The organism is Pseudidiomarina marina, from assembly GCF_003987045.1.
GTDB lineage: Bacteria > Pseudomonadota > Gammaproteobacteria > Enterobacterales > Alteromonadaceae > Pseudidiomarina > Pseudidiomarina marina.
Genome location: NZ_PIPZ01000004.1, coordinates 161651 through 180922 on the forward strand (window position 1 = coordinate 161651; position 19272 = coordinate 180922).

Sequence of the window (19272 nt, forward strand, 5' to 3'; positions counted from 1 at the left end):
TAACTTAAACGATTACGAGGAAACGAATGTCACGTTCTGACGAATTATTCGCACAAGCTCAACACAGCATTCCCGGTGGTGTGAACTCTCCGGTGCGCGCTTTCAACGGCGTTGGTGGCTCACCAATTTTTATCGAAAGCGCCGATGGTGCCTATATGTTTGATGCCGACGGTAAACGTTACATCGACTACGTTGGTTCTTGGGGCCCAATGATTCTTGGCCATAACAACCCAGCCATTCGCGAAGCAACCCATAAAGCAGTAGACCGTGGCTTGAGTTTTGGTACGCCAACGGCAAATGAAATCACCATGGCTGAGAAAATCAAAGCACTGGTGCCGTCAATTGAGAAAGTGCGGATGGTCAATTCGGGTACCGAAGCAACCATGACTGCAATTCGTTTGGCGCGCGGCTATACCGGTCGTGACAAAATTTTAAAATTTGAAGGCTGCTATCACGGTCATGCTGATGCGTTATTGGTAAAAGCTGGATCGGGTGCGTTGACGCTTGGCGTACCAAATTCGCCAGGTATTCCAGAAGATTTTGCAAAACATACGCTCACTGTAACTTTCAATGATATTGAATCAGTTCGTCAGATTTTCGGCGAAGTTGGCGACGAAATCGCGACTATTATTGTTGAACCTGTTGCTGGCAACATGAACTGCATTCCACCTGCTCCTGGCTTCTTAGAAGGCTTGCGCGAAATTTGTGATGAGTACGGTAGCGTATTGATTTTCGATGAGGTAATGACTGGTTTTCGTGTTGCTCGCGGTGGCGCTCAAGAACGTTACCAAGTCACGCCTGACCTAACCACGCTCGGCAAGGTCATTGGTGGCGGCATGCCAGTTGGCGCTTTCGGCGGTAAACGCGAAATCATGGATTACATTGCGCCGGTAGGCCCTGTTTATCAAGCCGGTACATTATCAGGTAACCCCGTTGCGATGGCAGCAGGTCTTGCCGCATTAACCCAGCTTGATGACGAGCAGTTATATCCAAGCTTATATGCCAAGGTTGATCGCTTAGTCGACGGGCTTCAAGCCCTCGCGGATGAGGCTGGTGTTCCATTCACCACGAACCGTGCTGGTTCAATGTTTGGCTTCTTCTTTAGCTCGGATGGCCCAATCACCAGCTATGCACAAGCTACACAATGCAATATGGAGCACTTCCGTAGCTTCTATCACAGCATGCTAAAACAAGGTGTGTACTTAGCGCCGTCAGCGTTTGAAGCGGGCTTTATGTCGGCTGCACATACGGATGCTGACATTGACGCCACATTAGCTGCTGCCAAGGTTGCATTTGCAGCGCTAAAATAAGCGCTGCCACCACGACTTCTCTTCAATATTGCCCGAGCACCCAAGGTCCTCGGGCAATTTTTTTTGTCGGGCCGGTAATAGTCGAGCATTATTACAGTCCACTGGAATACGCACGCCGAGCTGCGGATGAAAGCCCGCCGCTTCGACATCGGTTGGTGAGTTTAATTGCAACGGTACAATTGGTATCTGCTCAAGTACTTGCTGCACTACCTTTAGTGCACCACTGCTGCCGGTGAGTTGCACCGGTTGATTATCGTCTCGCCCCAACCAAACGGTAACCACATGCTGATTGTCATACGCCACGAACCAGCTATCACGATAATCATTAGTGGTACCACTCTTACCAGCTAGTTTGTTAACGCCAAAAGCATCCGCTAGCTTGCTCCCGGTACCTTCATTGATAACCCCACGCAAACCAAAGTTCACCAAAAAGCCTGAAGCCTCACTAAAGAGTCGTTGCTGTTGGGAGACGTTGCGCTCGTAAACGGTTAACCCTTCATGATTGGTCACCGCACGTATACTTTGTAGTGGGCGATAACCGCCATGCTGTGCCAGCATGGTATATATCTCAGTAATAGCCATAGGGGAAAGTGGCACAGCGCCGAGAGTAATGGCTGGAACACTTGTAATTGGCGAATCGACGCCGCTCATCTGTAGCAGTTCGGCTAAGCGTTCAATACCGACTTCAACGCCGAGACGAACAGCTGGCACATTTCGCGACTGTGCGAGCGCATCATAAGCCAACATTTCGCCTTCGAATTTTTTGTCGAAATTCTGCGGTATCCATATTGGTTGGTTCGACTGTGCTAGTTGAAATGGTTCATCAGAAACTAAAGAGCCTAATTCAAAATCTGGTAGAGACTGGAAAGCTTCAGCATAAATGAGTGGCTTAATCAGCGAGCCAACCGGTCTCATCGCTGCAACAGCTCGGTTAAACCCAACTTGGCGTGGATTCTTATCACCAACAACTGCAGTAACGCCCGCCTCTTGATGGTTGGCAATAACAATCGCACCTTGTAATTCATCATCGTCGCTCACGCGAGGTAATTCGGTAACAATTGCTGCTTCAGCTGCGTTCTGGGTCACTGGATCAAAATAAGTAAAAACCCGCAAACCTTCTTGCTGCCAATTCACTGGAAGGTTTAAGCGTCCCAGCTCAAACTTCACCAACTCCATATAATGCGGTAGGTTCTCAGTAACTAACCGCCCCGTACCTGCTGGTAGTACAGGCTGACTCACGCTAGCAACATATTGCGTTTTATTCATAAGGTTTTGCGCAAACATGAGTTGCAATATGAGGTCGCGACGCTCTTGCGCACGTTCTGGGTAGCGACGTGGGTCATAATACGAAGGACCTTTGATAATGCCGACTAGCAGCGCAATATCGGCGGCATTAAGTTCTTCAACTTGCTTTCCAAAATACAGACGGCTCGCTAAGCCGACACCGTGTATTGCCGAGCCTCGATCTTGACCGAAATACACTTCATTCAAGTAGGTTTCAAGTATCTCGTTTTTGCTAAATCGATAATCGAGCACGATTGCCATTAAAGCTTCGTTCATTTTTCGCCACAATGACCGCTCGCGCGTTAAATAAAGATTTTTAACCAACTGTTGGGTCAAGGTACTGCCACCCTGCACCGTGCGCATGGCAGATAAATTGGCAAGCGCAGCACGACCAATCGACGTTAGAGAGATACCTGAGTGATGATAAAAATCGCGGTCTTCTACCAACAACAAGGTTTCGATAAGAAGACTCGGAACGCGCTCAAGACCAACCAGCAACCGATCTTCATCGTTGCCACCGGATAATCGACCTAAGTAAGGTGGTTCCAGTTGAATTCGATTTAACGTACGACCATCAGGTAAGCTTAAAATTGCTTGTACACGATTACCGGCAAAATTTACTTGCACACGCTTCGCCATTTGCGGGCCGTTAGCAAAATCGAATGGTCGCCGATAAAACTCAACGCCATACTCGGTCAAGCGGTACTGACCTGAATCTTTGACGGTATCAACCGCACGATAATTAAGGCGGCGCAATTCACTAATTAATGTTGATTTATTAACTGTTGCTTGTGGTTCTAGGGTAAGACTACGGCCATAAATTAACGCCGGCGCTTGATATCGACTCGAGCTAAAGCGCTCGGTTAATGTCGCATCGAGATAGATAAGATACCCAACAAGTACCACAATGCCGACAATCGACAGCTTTAATCCGAGCATGACAATGCGTCGAATAAAAGATGGCTTCGGCGTCGACTTTTTCTTTCGGGTCATTTTAATTGTCTCTTCGTCTTATGCGTTGCTTGCGCTTGTAACGGATCATCAGGCCAAGGGTGCTTTGGATAACGCCCTTTCATCTCTTTTTTGACGTGTTGATAAGCATTTTTCCAAAAGCTAGCTAAATCGGCGGTGCGTTGCAACAAACGCCCCGCTGGAGAAAGTAAATCTATGGTAATACTTTGTCTGCCGTTACAAATGGTTGGCGACACTGGCTCGCCGAAAAGCTCCTGCAACTTAGCAGAAAGTTTCGGTTTTTCAGCACAATAGTCAATTGCAACAAGCCGGCCACTCGGGATAGCGAGAGCCGCTGGACATGCTTCATCAAGTTGCTGTTGTTGTTGAAACGTCAATCGTGCTTGAAGTGCGGGTAGCGGGTCCCATGCATGCAACTTGCTGAGGCTATCAATGGATTGCCAATACGGCTCAGCCCATTGCTCAATGCTATCGACTAATACCTCAATCGCAATTGACGGCCACTCGGTGGGTTGCTGAAGTTTCTCATACAGACGAACTCGCGCCAGCCACTGCTGCGTTGCTGGGCTCAGTTGAAATAGCTCTAGCCCCCGCTCACGCATCTGCGCTTTGACATAATTACCCAGTGCATGCAGCCGCTGTTCAGAGCTAATTTTATCGGGTTGCGGAATCTCGCGCAGTACGATTGCACCTATTGCATCAACCTCTAAAGCTTGCAAACGTTGCTGTGGCCCCTGCCAACGAACCTCGACACGGCGTTCTCGTATTATCGCTGGATGCTCAAGATCGGTGTTATTTAGCGGAATCGCTGTACGAATAATCGCGTCACGGTGATGCTCAGATAAGGTCATATCAAGCACCAATAACCAGTCATCGCGGCTTCGGGTGTCTTGTTGATGGAGCATCGCGCCAGCGCCGTTACTCAACAAATAGCGGTCTGAGTTTGCGCGCAGTTTAGCAACACGATCGGGGAATCCCCACAGTAACACCTCACTGCATAAGCTTGCATCGACTCTCGGTTGCGTCAGTTCCAATTGCTTACACCAATATTGATAACGTTGACGCATCGTTTGCGTCAAACGCTCAACTGGCAGCGGAAATTGGTTTGCCTCGACATTGTGTTCAAGCTGGGCGACTAACCAAGCCGCTGTGGCGGCGTGTGTTGCTGATGTCGTTTTTGCACGAACTAAGAGCGTGGCCAATCGTGGCTCGGTGCCGAGGTCAGCAACTTGATGACCAAGTGCTGTCAGCATGCCTTGCTCATTACATAATTCGAGCGCCTTTAACACCGAGTTTGCTTGCGCTAAGTTTCCCCGATTCGGCAAACTGAAAAACTTTAATTGCTCGGGACTAGAGCCCCAACGTCGGCACTCAAGTAGAAAGCTAGTCAAGTCAGCGGTTTCCAGCTCAGGTGCTTGATAATCACGCAAACCATGCTCGTCGGCCTGTGCCCATAATCGAAAACAGTGTCCCGGACCAAGACGCCCAGCGCGTCCAGCACGCTGCGTTGCCGACGCCTTGCTGATACGGCTTGTGACGAGTTTGGTGATGCCATGTTGTGGATAAAACTGAGCCTGTCGCTCTCGCCCACTATCTACCACCACATCAATGTTTGGAATGGTCACACTGGTTTCAGCAATATTTGTTGAAATGACGAGGCGCCGACGCGTGTCGCGTTCGTCTAATACTTGCTTTTGCTGGGCTAACGGAATTTGTCGGTGCAGTGGCATCACGAGCCACTCGGAATTCCCTTCGAACATGGCGCTCAGTTGATCGATCTCACGCTTGCCCGGTACGAATACCAGAACACCCTTTGATGCCAAGCGCATAGCTTCACGGATGACCGCCGGCATGGCTTGCAGCCAAGTTTGATTTGCTGGCACTGGTTGATACTGAATATTAATTGGATACTGTCGCCCTTCACTTTGCAGCACATGCGCATCGCCAAGCCAATTTGCAATTGTTTGTGCTGGCAACGTTGCCGACATAATCAGTAACCGAAGGTCGTCACGTAAACTGGCGCTCTCTAATGCCATTGCCAAACCTAAATCAGTGGCAAGATTACGCTCGTGAAATTCATCAAAGATAATTAAGCCGGTACCAAGCAGCTCAGGGTCTCGCTGGATATATTGAGTAAACATCCCTTCGGTAACTACCAACAGCCGCGTTTGCGCATTGAATTTTGCTTCACCGCGAATGTGATAGCCCACCGATTCACCAACCGCTTCCCCAAGCTGTTCGGCAAGAAAATGTGCAATTGAGAGAGCCGCCATACGCCGCGGCTGGAGAAGGAGAATTCGTTGCTGTTGAAAAAGTTCGCTTTGCATGAGCGCAAGCGGTAATGCCGTCGACTTCCCTGCTCCGGGCGGCGCTTCTAGCACCACAGGTGCACTCGGTAGTAACCGAATCACATCATCGATGAGTGCTGTTACTGGCAGCACCTGTGGTGTCGTCATAAGGTTATTTCAATAACGTGGCTGCAATGGTGCGGAACCCAAGCGCTGTTGCCCCAGCTGGCCACATTGCGTTGGCACTGCCGTTATAGGCGCCAGCAATATCGAAGTGCAACCATCCAGCACCATCGTTCGGCGCAAAGCGTAATAAGAAACCAGCGGCATTACTTGCGCCACCTGCGCCACCACCTTTCTGTGGTCGACTATTGGCGGTATCGGCAAATGCTGACGGGCAATTATCTTTGTGCCATTGATTTAACGGTAAACGCCACAAGAGTTCGCGTTGCTCATCGGCAATTTTAAGCGCTGACTGCGCTAATGCATCATCGACACTAAATAAAGCATTGTACTCGGTACCCACGGCAACTTGCGCAGCGCCAGTTAAAGTAGCAGCGTCAATGATCAATGGGGCCTTAACCTCGCCAGCATAAATTAATCCATCGGCTAAAACTAAACGGCCTTCGGCATCGGTATTCACAATTTCCACGGTCTGACCGTCTTTATAAGTAATAATATCGCCAAGCTTGTACGCGCTACCGTCAATCAGGTTTTCAGCGCAGCACAACACCAATTGCACTCGTTTTTGTAGACCTTGTTGAATTGCATGCACAAGCGCGCCTGCGACTGTTGCTGCACCGCCCATGTCACATTTCATGGCGAGCATGCCTTCGCTACTTTTAATGCTGTAGCCACCACTGTCAAACGTGATGCCTTTACCAATTAATACAGCATCAACTGGCGCATCAGCTTGTTTCGACGGGTTATAATCCACCACCAACATAACCGGTGGGCGCTTGCTTGCGCGGCCTACGGTGTGGATACCCATGCGTCCGTCAGCAATCAATTCATCGCCAACGACAGTACGTACATTTACCGCATCACCACCTATGCTCGTCAATTTATCAGCGACTTTGCTAGCGAGTGACTCAGGATAAATTTCGTTTGGTGGTAAATTAATTAACCCACGAATCCATGCAGCTGTTTCACGCAATTGTGTCAGTTGTTCTGAAGCACTTGCCCAGTTAATTTGGTTTTTCGTTAACGTGTCGGTGAATCCATTCGAGAAAGCCCATTGACGCTCAATATCCCAGCCTTCACCTTCTAGCGAAACCGACTTTACCCCCATTGAATCAAGCTGACGGCCTGCCTTTTGAATCTTCCGTAAGTTGTTAGCTTCATTTTCAGCAACATAAATTGTCGCACCCTGCTCACCAAGAATCACCGCAGTGCTTGGCTTCCAAGCCGATTGATTTGGTTGCTGTGTCGAAACAAAGACAGATACAGTGCTAGACATGCGAATACGCTCCCAGTATGTTTTTGGCTTTTAATGCTCTATCGTATCCGAGCTATATGAGGCTTACAATGCTGTTTCACAACCCTTTACGACAGGCTGTGCTAATTAAACGCTATAAACGCTTTTTAGCTGATGTTGAACTCGAAAACGGTGAAGTTGTTACCGTACACTGCCCGAATACAGGCGCCATGACCGGCTGTGCCGAAGCCGGCATGCGAGTATGGCTAAGCGATTCTGCCAATTCTAAACGAAAATACCGTTTCACTTGGGAAATCGCCGAAACTTTCAAGGGGCAATTAATTTGCGTCAATACGCACCGTGCTAACCGTGTTGCAGGAGAAGCTTTAGATAGCAATGTCATTGAGCAGCTAACCGAGCTTCAGCAGTTGAGTGCAGAACGTAAATACGGCTATGATAACCGCCGCATTGATTGGTTTGCTCGCGATTCACAACACCGCGAAGTCTATATTGAAGTAAAGAGTGTGACCTTAGCAGATGCTAACCAAGGCTACTTCCCTGATACCGTCAGTAAACGTGCTTCAGACCATTTAAGAAGTTTGCAAGACATGGTCGCTGACGGCCATCGAGCTGTAGTTTTGTATACCGTTTTACACAGCGGTATTGAAAACGTGAGTGCTGCACGGCACATTGACCCGAAGTACGCTGAGGAATGTCAGAAGGCAAGTAAGGCGGGTGTGGAGTTTTACGCGTTAGGCTGTGAATTAACGTTGCAGGCAATAACGCCGCGACAAGAACTACCCGTAATAATATAGATAATGCGAAAACTTCAAATGCAAATTATTAGAAATTAAATTGCGCCGATATTCGCTTTCTGGTATATGTACCGACCTTTTTAATAACAACGTCTCATACAGGAGAACCATAATGCCTCAAGGAACGCCGAAAAAAGCCCATGGCATTCTGGCGCAAGCTGGTTTAGAGCCATACGAGCTCGGGCCGGACGAAGAGTACATGAATGAGGCGCAACGTGCGCATTTTCGTAAAATTCTTGAAGTGTGGCGCGCACAATTGCGTGAAGAAGTTGATCGCACCGTGCATCACATGAAAGATGAAGCAGCAAACTTCCCTGACCCGGTTGACCGTGCTGCTCAAGAGGAAGAGTTCAGTTTAGAGCTTCGTACACGCGACCGTGAGCGTAAATTGATTAAGAAAATCGAAAAAACGCTGCAGAAAATTGAAGCAGATGATTTCGGCTTTTGCGATCAGTGCGGCATCGAAATCGGAATTCGCCGCTTAGAAGCTCGCCCAACCGCAGACCTCTGTGTCGATTGCAAAACGTTAGCTGAAATCAAAGAGAAGCAAATGACTGGCGCCTAGTATGGCCGCTTCGTTACCCTATTGTGGACGCTTTGCCCCGACCCCGTCGGGGCCTCTTCATTTTGGCTCTCTCATTGCAGCTCTCGCGAGTTACCTCGATGCGCGCGCACACGCTGGAAAATGGCTAGTGCGCATCGAAGATGTCGACACCCCGCGTGCCGTTGAAGGCGCCGACCAAGTCATTCTTGAACAGCTAAAACGTCACGAGTTACATTGGGATGGTGACATCTGGTACCAAAGTGAAAGGACAGACGCTTATCAAGTTGCATTAGAATATCTTCAGCATCGCCACCTAACCTACCGATGCGAGTGCTCTCGAAAGCAAATCAAAGCGCTAGGGCCTTACTACACAGGCATTTGCCGAAACAAAAACATCGACTCAACAGATTCTGCCATTCGATTTCGTAATGATGAACCCATTCTCTCGTTTGAAGATGGTTGGCAAGGTCATGTAACCATCGACCCAAATTTTGCCAGTGAAGATTTCGTTTTATTTCGACGCGATGGATTATTTACTTATCAATTAGCCGTTGTCGTCGATGATATCGAGCAAGGCGTTACCGATATCGTGCGAGGTGAAGATTTGCTTACTGCCACAAGTTGGCAATTGAACTTATGGCGGTACTTTACTGATCGGGTTCCGCGTTTTAAACACGTGCCGTTGGCGCTGGATGAACATGGCCGCAAATTGAGCAAACAGAATCATGCTCCGGCGCTGAACAATGACGATGCAAAAGCACAATTACAAGCCGCACTCGTGTTTCTTGGATTAACCCCAAGCCATAAGCTCACAGTACCGCAGTTACTCGCTGAAGCTGTCACGCAATGGCAAGCGCGGAGCTTCCCTGAAACGCCCCAGCAGGATACAATATAACCGTTTGCGACATCAGTTGGAGAACCTCTTATTATCAAACGCATGAAAGCTTTGGCCCAACGCGCTTTAAAGCGCCCTGCGGACAATGCAAATTTACCGCAGAATATTCTCGCTAAGCCTAAAATTATTCCTCGCGATAAACATCCAATATCGCGCAAAGATATTTCAGAGCCAGCTCTGAAAGTACTGTACCGACTACATAATTCTGGCTACCAAGCCTATTTGGTTGGCGGTTGTGTGCGCGACCTGATTCTAGGACTTCATCCAAAAGACTTTGATATCGCAACTAACGCAACACCTGAGCAAGTGCGTAAGCTATTCCGCAACTGTCGATTAGTCGGCCGCCGATTTCGCCTCGCGCATGTTGTCTTTGGTCGTGAGATTATTGAAGTCGCAACCTTTCGTGGTCATCACGATAGCGCAGAAGATGAACGCACCGATAAAGTAGCGAAGCAGGACGACGAAGGCATGTTGCTGCGTGATAACGTCTACGGAACGATCGACGAGGACGCACAACGCCGAGATTTCACAGTCAATGCGCTGTATTACAACATTGCCGACTTCAGCATTATTGATTTTGCCGATGGCATGAAAGATATCGAAAGTGGTGTATTGCGCATGATTGGCGATGCGTCAACGCGTTACCGCGAAGACCCTGTGCGTATGCTACGAGCAGTTCGTTTCGCAACCAAACTGAACATGCGCCTGGATGATACGGTGGCAAAGCCAATTCGTGAGCTTGCTCCGTTATTGCAAAATATTCCGCCAGCTCGACTGTTTGAAGAAGTCCTAAAGCTCTTCACCGCAGGGAAAGGCTTAGCCAACTTCGAAATGTTAGTGGACTATCATTTATTTCAGCAATTGTTCCCATTACTGAAATCGTATTTGTCAGCGCCGACTGAAGCTCCGTATCAAATGCTGCGGCAAACCTTTTTAGATACCGACACTCGGGTGCGCAACGACCAACGCATTACGCCTGCTTACTTGTTTGCCGCATTGCTCTGGTGGCCGCTGCAAGCGCGCATGGAACAATTAAGTGTCGAAAGTGGTTTACCGCCGGTCGATGCGTTGAATATTGCTGCCGCTGATGTGATTGGGCGTCAGGTACAAACCATTTCGATTCCGAAACGATTTAGTATTCCAGCTCGAGAAATTTGGCAACTACAACAACGTATGGAGCGAGCTAAAGGTAAGCGAATTAATAGCTTGCTCACGCATCCTAAATTCCGTGCGGCCTATGACTTTTTGTTACTCCGCGCAAAAACAGCGACCCCGCTCGAGCAAAAACCTCTCGAACAACGGGCTCAGTTTTGGACCAAGCTTCAAGAAAATACCAATATAGGCTCCTCGTCGGTTACTACCGATGATGACAAACCAAACAAGAAGCGCGGACGTCGTGGCGGTCGCCGACGCCGAACCAAATCGACCAAGAAGACAGATTAATGGCAAAGGTCTATATTGCATTGGGGGCTAATTTAGGTAATCCAGTGGAAACGCTTAAAGACGCGATTCTCAGCTTGAGTGGCCTGCCGCAATTTCAATTTGTTAGAAGTAGTTCGCTTTATACCAGCACGCCGATGGGGCCAAGTGATCAACCAGATTACGTGAACGCCGTCGCGTGTGCGGAAACAAGCCTCGCGCCGCTAGATTTACTTGATTTATTACAGGCGCTTGAGAGTCAATTTGGTCGGCAGCGGATTCGTCACTGGGGTCCACGGACGCTAGACCTTGATATACTGCTTTATGATGACCTCACCATCGATGATCCGCGGCTGCGGATACCTCATCCAGGTATGACAGAACGTGACTTTGTGCTGGTACCGTTAGCTGAACTGGAGCCAGAGCTTACTCTGCCCGATGGTCGTACTATTGCGTCATTGTTAGCCAACATGACGCATCATGACCTTGAAAAAATAACCTGATACAATCGAAGCTCATTAGGCTGCCTCAAGGAGTTCGCCATGGCGGGCATGACAATTTCAAAACTAACAAAAATGAAAGCTGCCGGAGACAAAATAGTCTCGGTAACCGCTTATGATGCATCCTTTGCCAAGCTCTTTGCGAGTTGTGGTATGGATTTTATGTTAGTTGGTGATTCACTAGGGAATGTGATTCAGGGGCAAGCGACGACGTTGCCAGTTACCGTTGAACAAGTTGCCTATCATACCGAAGCGGTTCGCCGTGGAGCGCCGGATGCTTTCGTGATGGCGGATATGCCATTCATGAGTTACACCACACCTGAACAGGCATGTCATGAAGCCGCAAAATTAATGCGTGCAGGTGCTAACATGGTGAAGCTTGAAGGTGGCGAGTGGCTACTCGAAACTATCCGCATGCTCGTTGAACGAAGTGTTCCTGTCTGCGCGCACCTTGGGCTGCTGCCACAATCGATCAATGTACTTGGCGGTTATAAGGTTCAAGGGCGTGAGCAAAGTGCTGCCGAAAATACAGTACGCCAAGCGCTTGCGCTGCAACAAGCGGGCGCCCAAATGTTAGTTTTAGAGTGCGTTCCAACCGAACTCGGTCAACTTATCAGTAGTAAATTATCTATTCCAGTTATTGGCATTGGCGCAGGCCCTCACACTGACGGCCAGATACTCGTCATGCATGATATGTTTGGTCTGAACAGCGATTATCTACCCAAGTTTGTTAAAAACTTTCTCGCTGAAGCGGGTGATTTATCAAGTGCCGTTGAGCTTTATATTAAACAGGTAAAAGACGGTACCTTTCCTGGCCCAGAGCATTCATTCGAGTAATCACTATGCAGCTTTTGAAAAGTCTTGACGAGCTTCGCGGTTGGCGTACTCAATTAAAAGGTACTGTGGCATTAGTACCAACCATGGGCAACCTGCACGAAGGCCATTTAAAGTTAGTGGATCTAGCCAAGCAACACGCTGATCATGTTGTAGTAAGTATTTTCGTAAACCCCATGCAGTTTGGCGCCAACGAAGATCTTGATAGTTACCCACGCACTCTTGATGCGGATTGCATCGCCCTCGCCGAACGCAAAGCAACAGCGGTATTTGCACCTACGGTTGCAGATGTGTACCCGCGGGGTCTCGAACAGCAGACATTTATTGAAGTTCCTGGCATTTCGGATATCTTGTGCGGCGCCAGCCGACCTGGCCATTTTCGTGGTGTGGCGACGATTGTTGCCAAGCTATTCAATATGGTGCAGCCAGATGTTGCCATATTCGGCGAAAAAGATTTCCAGCAACTACAAGTCATCCGCTTAATGACGCGTGATTTAAGTCTCCCAGTAGATATCATTGGCATGCCGACCGAGCGAGCTAACGATGGCCTCGCCTTGAGTTCACGTAATGGTTATTTGTCGGCTGAGCATCGTAAAATAGCACCGATTATCTATCAAACGTTGCAACACGCGGCAGCTGAGATTCGCTCTGGTGCAGCGCCCGAAGCAGCTCTTAGCCATGCTCGAAAGCACCTTGAAGACAATGGCTTGCGCATGGATTACTTGGAGCTACGGCGACGCGATGACCTAGCGCCAGCGCAAGTGACTGACCCGCAACTGGTTTTACTTGTCGCTGCTTACCTTGGCAAAACGCGATTAATCGATAATCTGCAATTCGATCGTTAACGACCGTGGGGTTCGCGAACCAGCCCCAATTCACGCAGTTCGGTATATAACGCCCCGCGTAAGCTCATCGCTTGCGCGGCAATCTCACGCTGCTCTTGCAACACTTCTTCGAGCATTTCTTTAGTTGTTAATGGGTTGGCCAATACCACACGAAACACCACGGTTGGCTCCCGATGATACTGTGCTGGTGTAAGTTTCGTCCGAGACACGAACGAGCGACCTGTTTCGCGCTGACGTTTTTGAATAAATCGTGTAAGCGCATTTAAGTGCGGCATAATTCGACGTATTTGCTCAGCACTCGCTTGCTTTAGAAGAGGCTTTACTTTCGCAGGAACAAATCGATACGTCAGTAAACAAAGCTCTGGTTCGGTGATGAGCTCAAAATCGTCTTGTTGCTTAATCAGCTCTGCAAATTCTTGCGCTTTTTCGATACTTTGATCGATTAGGAGTTCATAACCACGACGCCCCATCACGTGCATGGCGGAATAGACCAACATGGCCATACCTGGACGCGAGCCTTCCATAGTATGCGCGCCAAGATCTTTCGAACCGTGGCGAATGACATACTCGGCATGATGTTCGATAGCGCGAACCATGCTCGGATCTTTAAACAGCACCATGCCGGCACCCATCGGTACATACATCTGTTTATGCGCATCAATCGTTACACTGTCAGCACGTTCTACGCCGCGCAACAAATGACGATGGCGGTGTGATAACAATGTCGCACCACCCCATGCGGCATCGACGTGAAAGTGAGCGCCCACTTCCTCTGCTACATCAGCTAATTCATCAAGTGGGTCGATATGACCGGTTTCGGTGGTTCCACCAACCCCCACAATCGCGAGTACTCGGCCACCCTCTGCGGTCACTTTGTCACACGCTTCGCGTAACTTATCGATACGTATTCGGTTGTTTTCGTCGGTCGGTACCGCGATTAAATTGCGGCGCCCAATGCCCAGTACATCGGCCGCTTTACTTAATGAATAATGCCCGCGCTCAGAGACCATAATCGTTAAACGTTTGTACCCGTAATGAGCTAAACCAGCGGCTAAACCTTCTGCGGCGATGCCAGCGAAGTCACCGTCAGGTTTAAGCGCTAGGTTACGTGCAACCCACAATGCCGTGATGTTGGCTATTGTGCCACCCGAACACATAGCGCCGAGTGAGTGCTGTGCACTATGCATCCAGCGCTGATAGAAGCTGTCGTTTTGCTGATACACCAAATGGTGCAACATACCTAAAACATTACGCTCTAAGGGCGTAAACGCTTTTGAAGTTTCTATTTTCACTAAGTTTTGATTCAGCCCAACCATTAACTTTGCCAATGGCAATAGGAAATACGGCAGGGCCGATGTCATATGGCCAATAAATCGTGGCGATGACGTGTGCACTGAGTGCGCAACCAGGTTGTTGAGTAAGAATTCCGTGTGGTCAGAAACATAACGGGGTTCTTCTGGGATTTCGCTTGAACTAAAATTTTGCTCAATTTCATGCAGCGGTTTTTCGCGCGCAACAATATGCTCACCTAAGAAGCCCATGAGGTTTTCAGAAAGGTGTTTCTCGATTTTGCCTAGCGTTGAATCTGGCGCTTCGGGAATTGTAAAAATTTTCAGTAACGCCTCTTGGCTTACTTCTGCAAAATTGTTGTCGCTCAAACAAATATCCTTGTGATTACTGAACCCTTGATGTTACTAAACCCTTTTTATTACTAACAAGGAAGCGCTCTATTCTGCCTCGATTGCAGAAAAATATCGACCATCTTCGGGTAACTGAGCTTCTAGCTCCCAAAGTTGCTGGCCGCTACGTTGGTATTTTCGCTCAAACGGCGTGATCGGCTCATGACGGGCAAGCAGCGGCGATATTGACGCACTGCAATTGACCAACGCTAAGCTACTCGCCACTTCAGTCAAATAAGTCACCCAATTGGAACGCATCACTAAACGACCACCCAGCCCTAACACATACGGCCAAACTGGGCTACCGTGCCAACGGCGCCCAAAGTGAGCGGCCTTTGGCCAAGGGTTTGGATACAATATGTAATGCTCATGAAGTTGCCAGTGGGCTTCTACTGCTAAACGCCAGAAATCATGCAAATCTGCACGAACAAGAATATAACGCTGGCCTGCTGCGGCATTTTGATAATGCGCATGGCGGCCGAGTCGATGTGCTGATTTATCCACACCAATCACAAGAGCCTCTGGATTCTGTTCAGCAATGTATGCGGTACTTTCACCAACGCCACAGCATGAATCGAGAATAATTGGTCCTTGCCAATCGGCAACGAGCTTCTGCACTTGCGCAAAAGCTTCACGATTATGTTCTTGTATCGGTTTGCGAAACGGCGATCGCAAATGACGCATGACAACCGCAACTAAGTCTTCGTGGTTACCATGCTGATTGGTTGTAACTGGCCTAGATTCTTTATTCACGAACGAATACCTGCGCCACGCTTCAATAACGTGTATGCGGTGATAAACAACACCAGGTTAAAGCCAATAATCACTGCCAAAGCAACGCCGACGTTGACGTCAGAAACACCCAAGAAGCCATAGCGAAACGCATTGACCATGTACAATACAGGATTTGCTTGCGCAATGGTTTGCCAAATTCCCGGTAGTAATTGGATACTGAAGAAAACCCCGCCCAGATAGGTGAGCGGGGTTAACACAAATGTTGGCACAATCGAAATATCATCAAATGTCTTCGCATGAACTGCGTTTATTAAGCCACCCAATGAGAATAAAGTTGAAGTGAGAATGACAGTGATAACCAAAATTAATAGGTTATGAATATTTACGTTCTCAACAAACAAAAACGACACGCACGTAACGATTATCGCAACAATCAGTGCCCGAGCTAAACCACCGCCTACATAACCGCCAATAATTACCGCAGGGGAAACTGGGGCAACGAGCATTTCTTCAATGTTGCGTTGAAACTTCGCACTAAAAAATGACGATGCCACGTTCGAATACGAGTTCGTGATCACCGACATCATAATTAAGCCAGGTACGATGAATTCCATATATGGGCGTCCGCCCATTTCACCGATGCGCTCACCAACAATGCTACCGAATATCACAAAGTACAAGGTCATGGTGATGGCTGGTGGAACCAATGTTTGTACCCAAATACGTAAAAAGCGCGTGCACTCTTTAATCCAAATTGTTTTAAGCGCAATGTAGCTAATAGATGATTGCATATTAAGCCCCCGCAGCCGCTGGCTGACGGCCCTTTTCGACTAGGTTTACAAACAATTCTTCAAGACGATTTGCCTTGTTTCGCATGGAAAGCACAGTGATTTTTTGCTGGCTCAATTGCTCAAAAACACGATTTAATCCTTGGCTTTTCTCAACATCAACTTCAATTGTATGACCGTCGACGATTCGCCATGTAAACCCTTCGAGGGTCAAAGCTTGAGTCGTTTCATCGTTGTCATTTGGCGCCAAATCAAATACAAAGGTTTCCATATTAAGCGTGGCTAGAAGACGTTTTATCGAGGTGTTTTCGATAATGGTTCCTTGGTCAATTATCGCAATATTACGACACAAGGTTTCCGCTTCTTCGAGATAGTGTGTGGTTAAGATAATGGTAATACCCTGCTTATTAATATCTTCAAGGTAGTCCCACATGCTACGCCGTAGCTCAATGTCTACGCCGGCCGTTGGTTCATCTAGAATGAGTAGCTTTGGTTCATGTAACAAAGCACGTGCAATCATCAAACGACGCTTCATACCACCTGATAACATACGCGCCGGACTATTGCGTTTATCCCATAAGCTCAATTGTTTGAGGTACTTTTCTGAACGCTCTTTCGCAACTTCGCGTGGTACACCGTAATAACCTGCTTGGTTAACAACAATCTGTTGTACCGTCTCAAATTGATTAAAATTGAATTCTTGTGGGACTAACCCGATTTGGCGTTTCAGATCACTCAACTGCGTATCAAGATCAAAACCGAAGACTGTTACTTGTCCTTCGGTTTTATTAACTAATGACGAAATGATACCGATGGTTGTAGATTTACCAGCGCCGTTCGGGCCAAGTAATGCGAAAAAGTCACCTTCTTCAACATCCAGATCAATCCCTTTAAGCGCAATCTGACCACCTTTGTAGGTTTTCTTTAAACCACGAATTGACAATGCTTTCATAGATTATTTTGACTCCTCGCCGTATCCCCAGCGTGGTTGCAATGTTTGTTCTAAGCCGAGATGGTCCAAAATGCGGGCCACCACAAAATCCACTAAATCGTCGATTGATTCCGGCTTATGATAAAAACCTGGCGCAGCTGGCATTATGGTTACACCAAGCAGCGCTAGCTTGTGCATATTTTCTAAGTGAATTGCAGAGAGTGGCATCTCGCGCGGCAGTAAAATAAGTTGACCGCGTTCTTTGATCACAACGTCAGCAGCTCGCTCAATCAAATTATCGCTACTACCATGCGCAATTGCCGATAGCGTGCCTGTTGAACAGGGGCAAACGACCATTTTTTTCGGCGCTGCCGAGCCAGATGCAACTGGAGAAAACCACTCCTCTTTGCCATAGACGCGCAACTGCTCAGGCGCCACCTTAAAGTGTTGCTGCATCGCCTCGCTCATCGCTTGCGGCGACGCTGGTAGTTGCCAATCAAGTTCAGTTGCAAACACGACACGTGCGGCACTCGACATCAATACATGCACTTGCTGCTGTTGAGCTAGTAAACACGCCAACAAGCGCACGGCATAAGGCGCGCCCGAAGCTCCGGTGATCGCTACGGTAATGCTTGATTGGGTCATGATTATTCCTTAGCTATTTACTTACAACGACGCTTTTAAGCCATCAAGCAAACGTTGATGAATATTGCCAAAACCGCCATTACTCATGATCACAATATGATCGCCTGTACGAGCCTGACCGATAATCATCTCGAGTAGCTGTTCAACTGAGTTTCCTACCTGTGCTCGCGGCACTTTCTCTGAAACCAACCATTGTACCTTGTCTGGCTGCAGCATAAAAATTTCATTCGCTTCACTTAACGCATCATCGAGTGCATCCGCCATAGTACCAAGCTTCATGGTATTCGAACGCGGTTCTAATACTGCGATGATGCGTGCATCATCAACACGTTTACGCATACCAGCGAGCGTGGTGGTAATTGCCGTCGGATGATGAGCAAAGTCATCATAAACTTTAATACCTGCTACCTCGCCCAGTAATTCAAGGCGTCGCTTGGTATTTTTATACTGTTGAAATGCTTCAGCGCTTACCGAAGCTGGCACACCCACATGATGCGCAGCGGCAATTGCCATAAGGCCGTTATATACGTTGTGTTGCCCAATTAAAGACCACTCAACAGTCGCTTGTTTTTCACCGCGATAGAAAACATCAAATGAACTACCGTCAGCGTGGTTTAATTGCGCATGCCACTCACCGTTGACACCAATCGCAACTTTCTCGCTCCAGCAGCCTTGTGCTAAGACTTGCTGAATCGCTTCCTCGTGCTCAGGGTAAAATATTCGGCCGTAGCTAGGCACTACCCGCACTAAGTGATGAAATTGGCGTTGAATAGAGGCTAAATCTGGGAAGATATCGGCATGGTCATATTCGAGGTTATTAAGTACCAATGTACTTGGACAGTAGTGAACAAACTTCGAGCGCTTATCAAAAAAAGCCGTATCGTACTCATCGGCTTCAATAACAAAGAAATCACTCTCGCCCAAGCGCGCTGATTGCTGAAAATTAGCCAGCACACCGCCAACCAAAAATCCCGGTTTCATACCAGCATATTCCAACAACCACGCCAGCATACTCGAGGTTGTGGTTTTGCCATGTGTACCGGCAACGGCTAAAACCCATTTGTGCTGAAGTAGCGCATCATGGAGCCATTGCGCCCCTGATGTGTAAGGAATTCGCTGGTTCAACACCGCTTCAACGGCCGAATTTCCTCGACTTAACGCATTGCCGATAATCACTAAATCGGGTCGAGGCTCGAGTTGGCTTGGCTCGTATCCTTCAATAAGCTCAATACCAAGTTGGCGTAATTGGTCACTCATCGGCGGATAAACTTGGGCGTCACTCCCCGTCACTTTATGACCAAGCTGCTTCGCCAGTGCCGCAATGCCTCCCATAAAGGTGCCACAGATTCCAAGAATATGAATATGCATGGG

17 protein-coding genes are annotated in these 19272 nt (G+C 48.1%); 8 read left to right on the plus strand and 9 right to left on the minus strand.

What is annotated here, in order from left to right; translation table 11 throughout:
- The first annotated feature begins 26 nt into the window (after positions 1-26).
- Positions 27-1310, plus strand: a complete 1284-nt coding sequence (gene hemL / locus CWI76_RS10800) for a glutamate-1-semialdehyde 2,1-aminomutase (protein WP_126760363.1) — start codon at positions 27-29, stop codon at positions 1308-1310.
- Here hemL and mrcB read toward each other — a convergent pair.
- The 3 genes from mrcB to pepB are packed head-to-tail and all read right to left on the minus strand — an operon-like array spanning position 1302 to position 7313.
- Positions 1302-3587: a penicillin-binding protein 1B gene (gene mrcB / locus CWI76_RS10805; RefSeq protein WP_198678614.1), complete on the minus strand. Its 2286-nt coding sequence runs from the start codon at positions 3585-3587 to the stop codon at positions 1302-1304. The two genes, hemL and mrcB, sit on opposite strands and share 9 nt — an antisense overlap.
- On the minus strand, positions 3584-6022 hold the full coding sequence (gene hrpB / locus CWI76_RS10810) for an ATP-dependent helicase HrpB (protein WP_126760364.1): 2439 nt from the start codon (positions 6020-6022) through the stop codon (positions 3584-3586). Before hrpB ends, mrcB begins: the two co-directional genes overlap by 4 nt.
- A gap of 4 nt (positions 6023-6026) precedes the next feature.
- Positions 6027-7313 carry an aminopeptidase PepB gene (gene pepB, locus CWI76_RS10815; RefSeq protein WP_126760365.1) on the minus strand — a complete coding sequence of 429 codons (1287 nt, stop codon included), beginning with the start codon at positions 7311-7313 and terminating at the stop codon, positions 6027-6029.
- Between the two features lie 68 nt (positions 7314-7381).
- On the opposite strand from pepB, the gene sfsA reads away from it, so the two are divergent.
- The 7 genes from sfsA (at position 7382) to panC (ending at position 13123) form a co-directional block, all read left to right on the plus strand.
- Positions 7382-8086: a DNA/RNA nuclease SfsA gene (gene sfsA / locus CWI76_RS10820; protein WP_126760366.1), complete on the plus strand. Its 705-nt coding sequence runs from the start codon at positions 7382-7384 to the stop codon at positions 8084-8086.
- 112 nt (positions 8087-8198) lie between these two features.
- Positions 8199-8651 (plus strand): RNA polymerase-binding protein DksA, encoded by a 453-nt coding sequence (gene dksA, locus CWI76_RS10825; protein ID WP_055439665.1) that lies wholly within the window; start codon positions 8199-8201, stop codon positions 8649-8651.
- A 1-nt stretch (position 8652) separates the two neighbouring features.
- Entirely contained in the window at positions 8653-9525 is an 873-nt protein-coding gene (gluQRS, locus tag CWI76_RS10830; protein ID WP_126760367.1) for a tRNA glutamyl-Q(34) synthetase GluQRS, read from the plus strand.
- A gap of 42 nt (positions 9526-9567) precedes the next feature.
- Positions 9568-10968 (plus strand): polynucleotide adenylyltransferase PcnB, encoded by a 1401-nt coding sequence (gene pcnB / locus CWI76_RS10835; protein ID WP_126760368.1) that lies wholly within the window; start codon positions 9568-9570, stop codon positions 10966-10968.
- On the plus strand, positions 10968-11447 hold the full coding sequence (folK, locus tag CWI76_RS10840) for a 2-amino-4-hydroxy-6-hydroxymethyldihydropteridine diphosphokinase (RefSeq protein WP_126760369.1): 480 nt from the start codon (positions 10968-10970) through the stop codon (positions 11445-11447). The genes pcnB and folK overlap by 1 nt, the downstream gene beginning before the upstream one ends.
- 39 nt (positions 11448-11486) lie before the next feature.
- Entirely contained in the window at positions 11487-12281 is a 795-nt protein-coding gene (gene panB, locus CWI76_RS10845; RefSeq protein WP_126760370.1) for a 3-methyl-2-oxobutanoate hydroxymethyltransferase, read from the plus strand.
- Positions 12282-12286: 5 nt separating this feature from the next.
- Entirely contained in the window at positions 12287-13123 is an 837-nt protein-coding gene (gene panC / locus CWI76_RS10850) for a pantoate--beta-alanine ligase (protein ID WP_126760371.1), read from the plus strand.
- Here the strand turns inward: panC and panP are convergent.
- The 6 genes from panP to mpl form a co-directional block, all read right to left on the minus strand.
- On the minus strand, positions 13120-14781 hold the full coding sequence (panP, locus tag CWI76_RS10855) for a pyridoxal-dependent aspartate 1-decarboxylase PanP (protein ID WP_126760372.1): 1662 nt from the start codon (positions 14779-14781) through the stop codon (positions 13120-13122). The two genes, panC and panP, sit on opposite strands and share 4 nt — an antisense overlap.
- Positions 14782-14850: 69 nt before the next feature.
- A complete protein-coding gene (trmB, locus tag CWI76_RS10860) occupies positions 14851-15555 on the minus strand; it encodes a tRNA (guanine(46)-N(7))-methyltransferase TrmB (protein ID WP_241968022.1) in 705 nt (234 codons plus the stop codon).
- The gene (locus tag CWI76_RS10865; protein WP_126760373.1) at positions 15552-16328 is read right to left on the minus strand and encodes an ABC transporter permease; all 777 of its coding nucleotides are present in this window, start codon (positions 16326-16328) and stop codon (positions 15552-15554) included. The genes trmB and CWI76_RS10865 overlap by 4 nt, the downstream gene beginning before the upstream one ends.
- Before the next feature lies 1 nt (position 16329).
- Positions 16330-17277, minus strand: coding sequence for an ABC transporter ATP-binding protein (locus tag CWI76_RS10870; protein WP_126760374.1), 948 nt, complete (start codon positions 17275-17277; stop codon positions 16330-16332).
- 3 nt (positions 17278-17280) lie between these two features.
- A complete protein-coding gene (locus CWI76_RS10875; protein WP_198678615.1) occupies positions 17281-17901 on the minus strand; it encodes a flavin prenyltransferase UbiX in 621 nt (206 codons plus the stop codon).
- 21 nt (positions 17902-17922) lie between these two features.
- A complete protein-coding gene (gene mpl, locus CWI76_RS10880) occupies positions 17923-19269 on the minus strand; it encodes a UDP-N-acetylmuramate:L-alanyl-gamma-D-glutamyl-meso-diaminopimelate ligase (protein WP_126760376.1) in 1347 nt (448 codons plus the stop codon).
- Positions 19270-19272 lie beyond the last annotated feature (3 nt).

Bases quoted from the DNA above. Each gene is read 5' to 3' on its own strand.
- pcnB (WP_126760368.1), top strand. From the start codon at position 9,568: ATGAAAGCTTTGGCCCAACGCGCTTTAAAGCGCCCTGCGGACAATGCA.
- mrcB (WP_198678614.1), bottom strand. From the start codon at position 3,587: ATGACCCGAAAGAAAAAGTCGACGCCGAAGCCATCTTTTATTCGACGC.
- panB (WP_126760370.1), top strand. From the start codon at position 11,487: ATGGCGGGCATGACAATTTCAAAACTAACAAAAATGAAAGCTGCCGGA.
- folK (WP_126760369.1), top strand. From the start codon at position 10,968: ATGGCAAAGGTCTATATTGCATTGGGGGCTAATTTAGGTAATCCAGTG.
- mpl (WP_126760376.1), bottom strand. From the start codon at position 19,269: ATGCATATTCATATTCTTGGAATCTGTGGCACCTTTATGGGAGGCATT.
- CWI76_RS10865 (WP_126760373.1), bottom strand. From the start codon at position 16,328: ATGCAATCATCTATTAGCTACATTGCGCTTAAAACAATTTGGATTAAA.
- panC (WP_126760371.1), top strand. From the start codon at position 12,287: ATGCAGCTTTTGAAAAGTCTTGACGAGCTTCGCGGTTGGCGTACTCAA.
- pepB (WP_126760365.1), bottom strand. From the start codon at position 7,313: ATGTCTAGCACTGTATCTGTCTTTGTTTCGACACAGCAACCAAATCAA.
- dksA (WP_055439665.1), top strand. From the start codon at position 8,199: ATGCCTCAAGGAACGCCGAAAAAAGCCCATGGCATTCTGGCGCAAGCT.
- hemL (WP_126760363.1), top strand. From the start codon at position 27: ATGTCACGTTCTGACGAATTATTCGCACAAGCTCAACACAGCATTCCC.
- gluQRS (WP_126760367.1), top strand. From the start codon at position 8,653: ATGGCCGCTTCGTTACCCTATTGTGGACGCTTTGCCCCGACCCCGTCG.
- sfsA (WP_126760366.1), top strand. From the start codon at position 7,382: ATGCTGTTTCACAACCCTTTACGACAGGCTGTGCTAATTAAACGCTAT.
- CWI76_RS10875 (WP_198678615.1), bottom strand. From the start codon at position 17,901: ATGACCCAATCAAGCATTACCGTAGCGATCACCGGAGCTTCGGGCGCG.
- CWI76_RS10870 (WP_126760374.1), bottom strand. From the start codon at position 17,277: ATGAAAGCATTGTCAATTCGTGGTTTAAAGAAAACCTACAAAGGTGGT.
- hrpB (WP_126760364.1), bottom strand. From the start codon at position 6,022: ATGACGACACCACAGGTGCTGCCAGTAACAGCACTCATCGATGATGTG.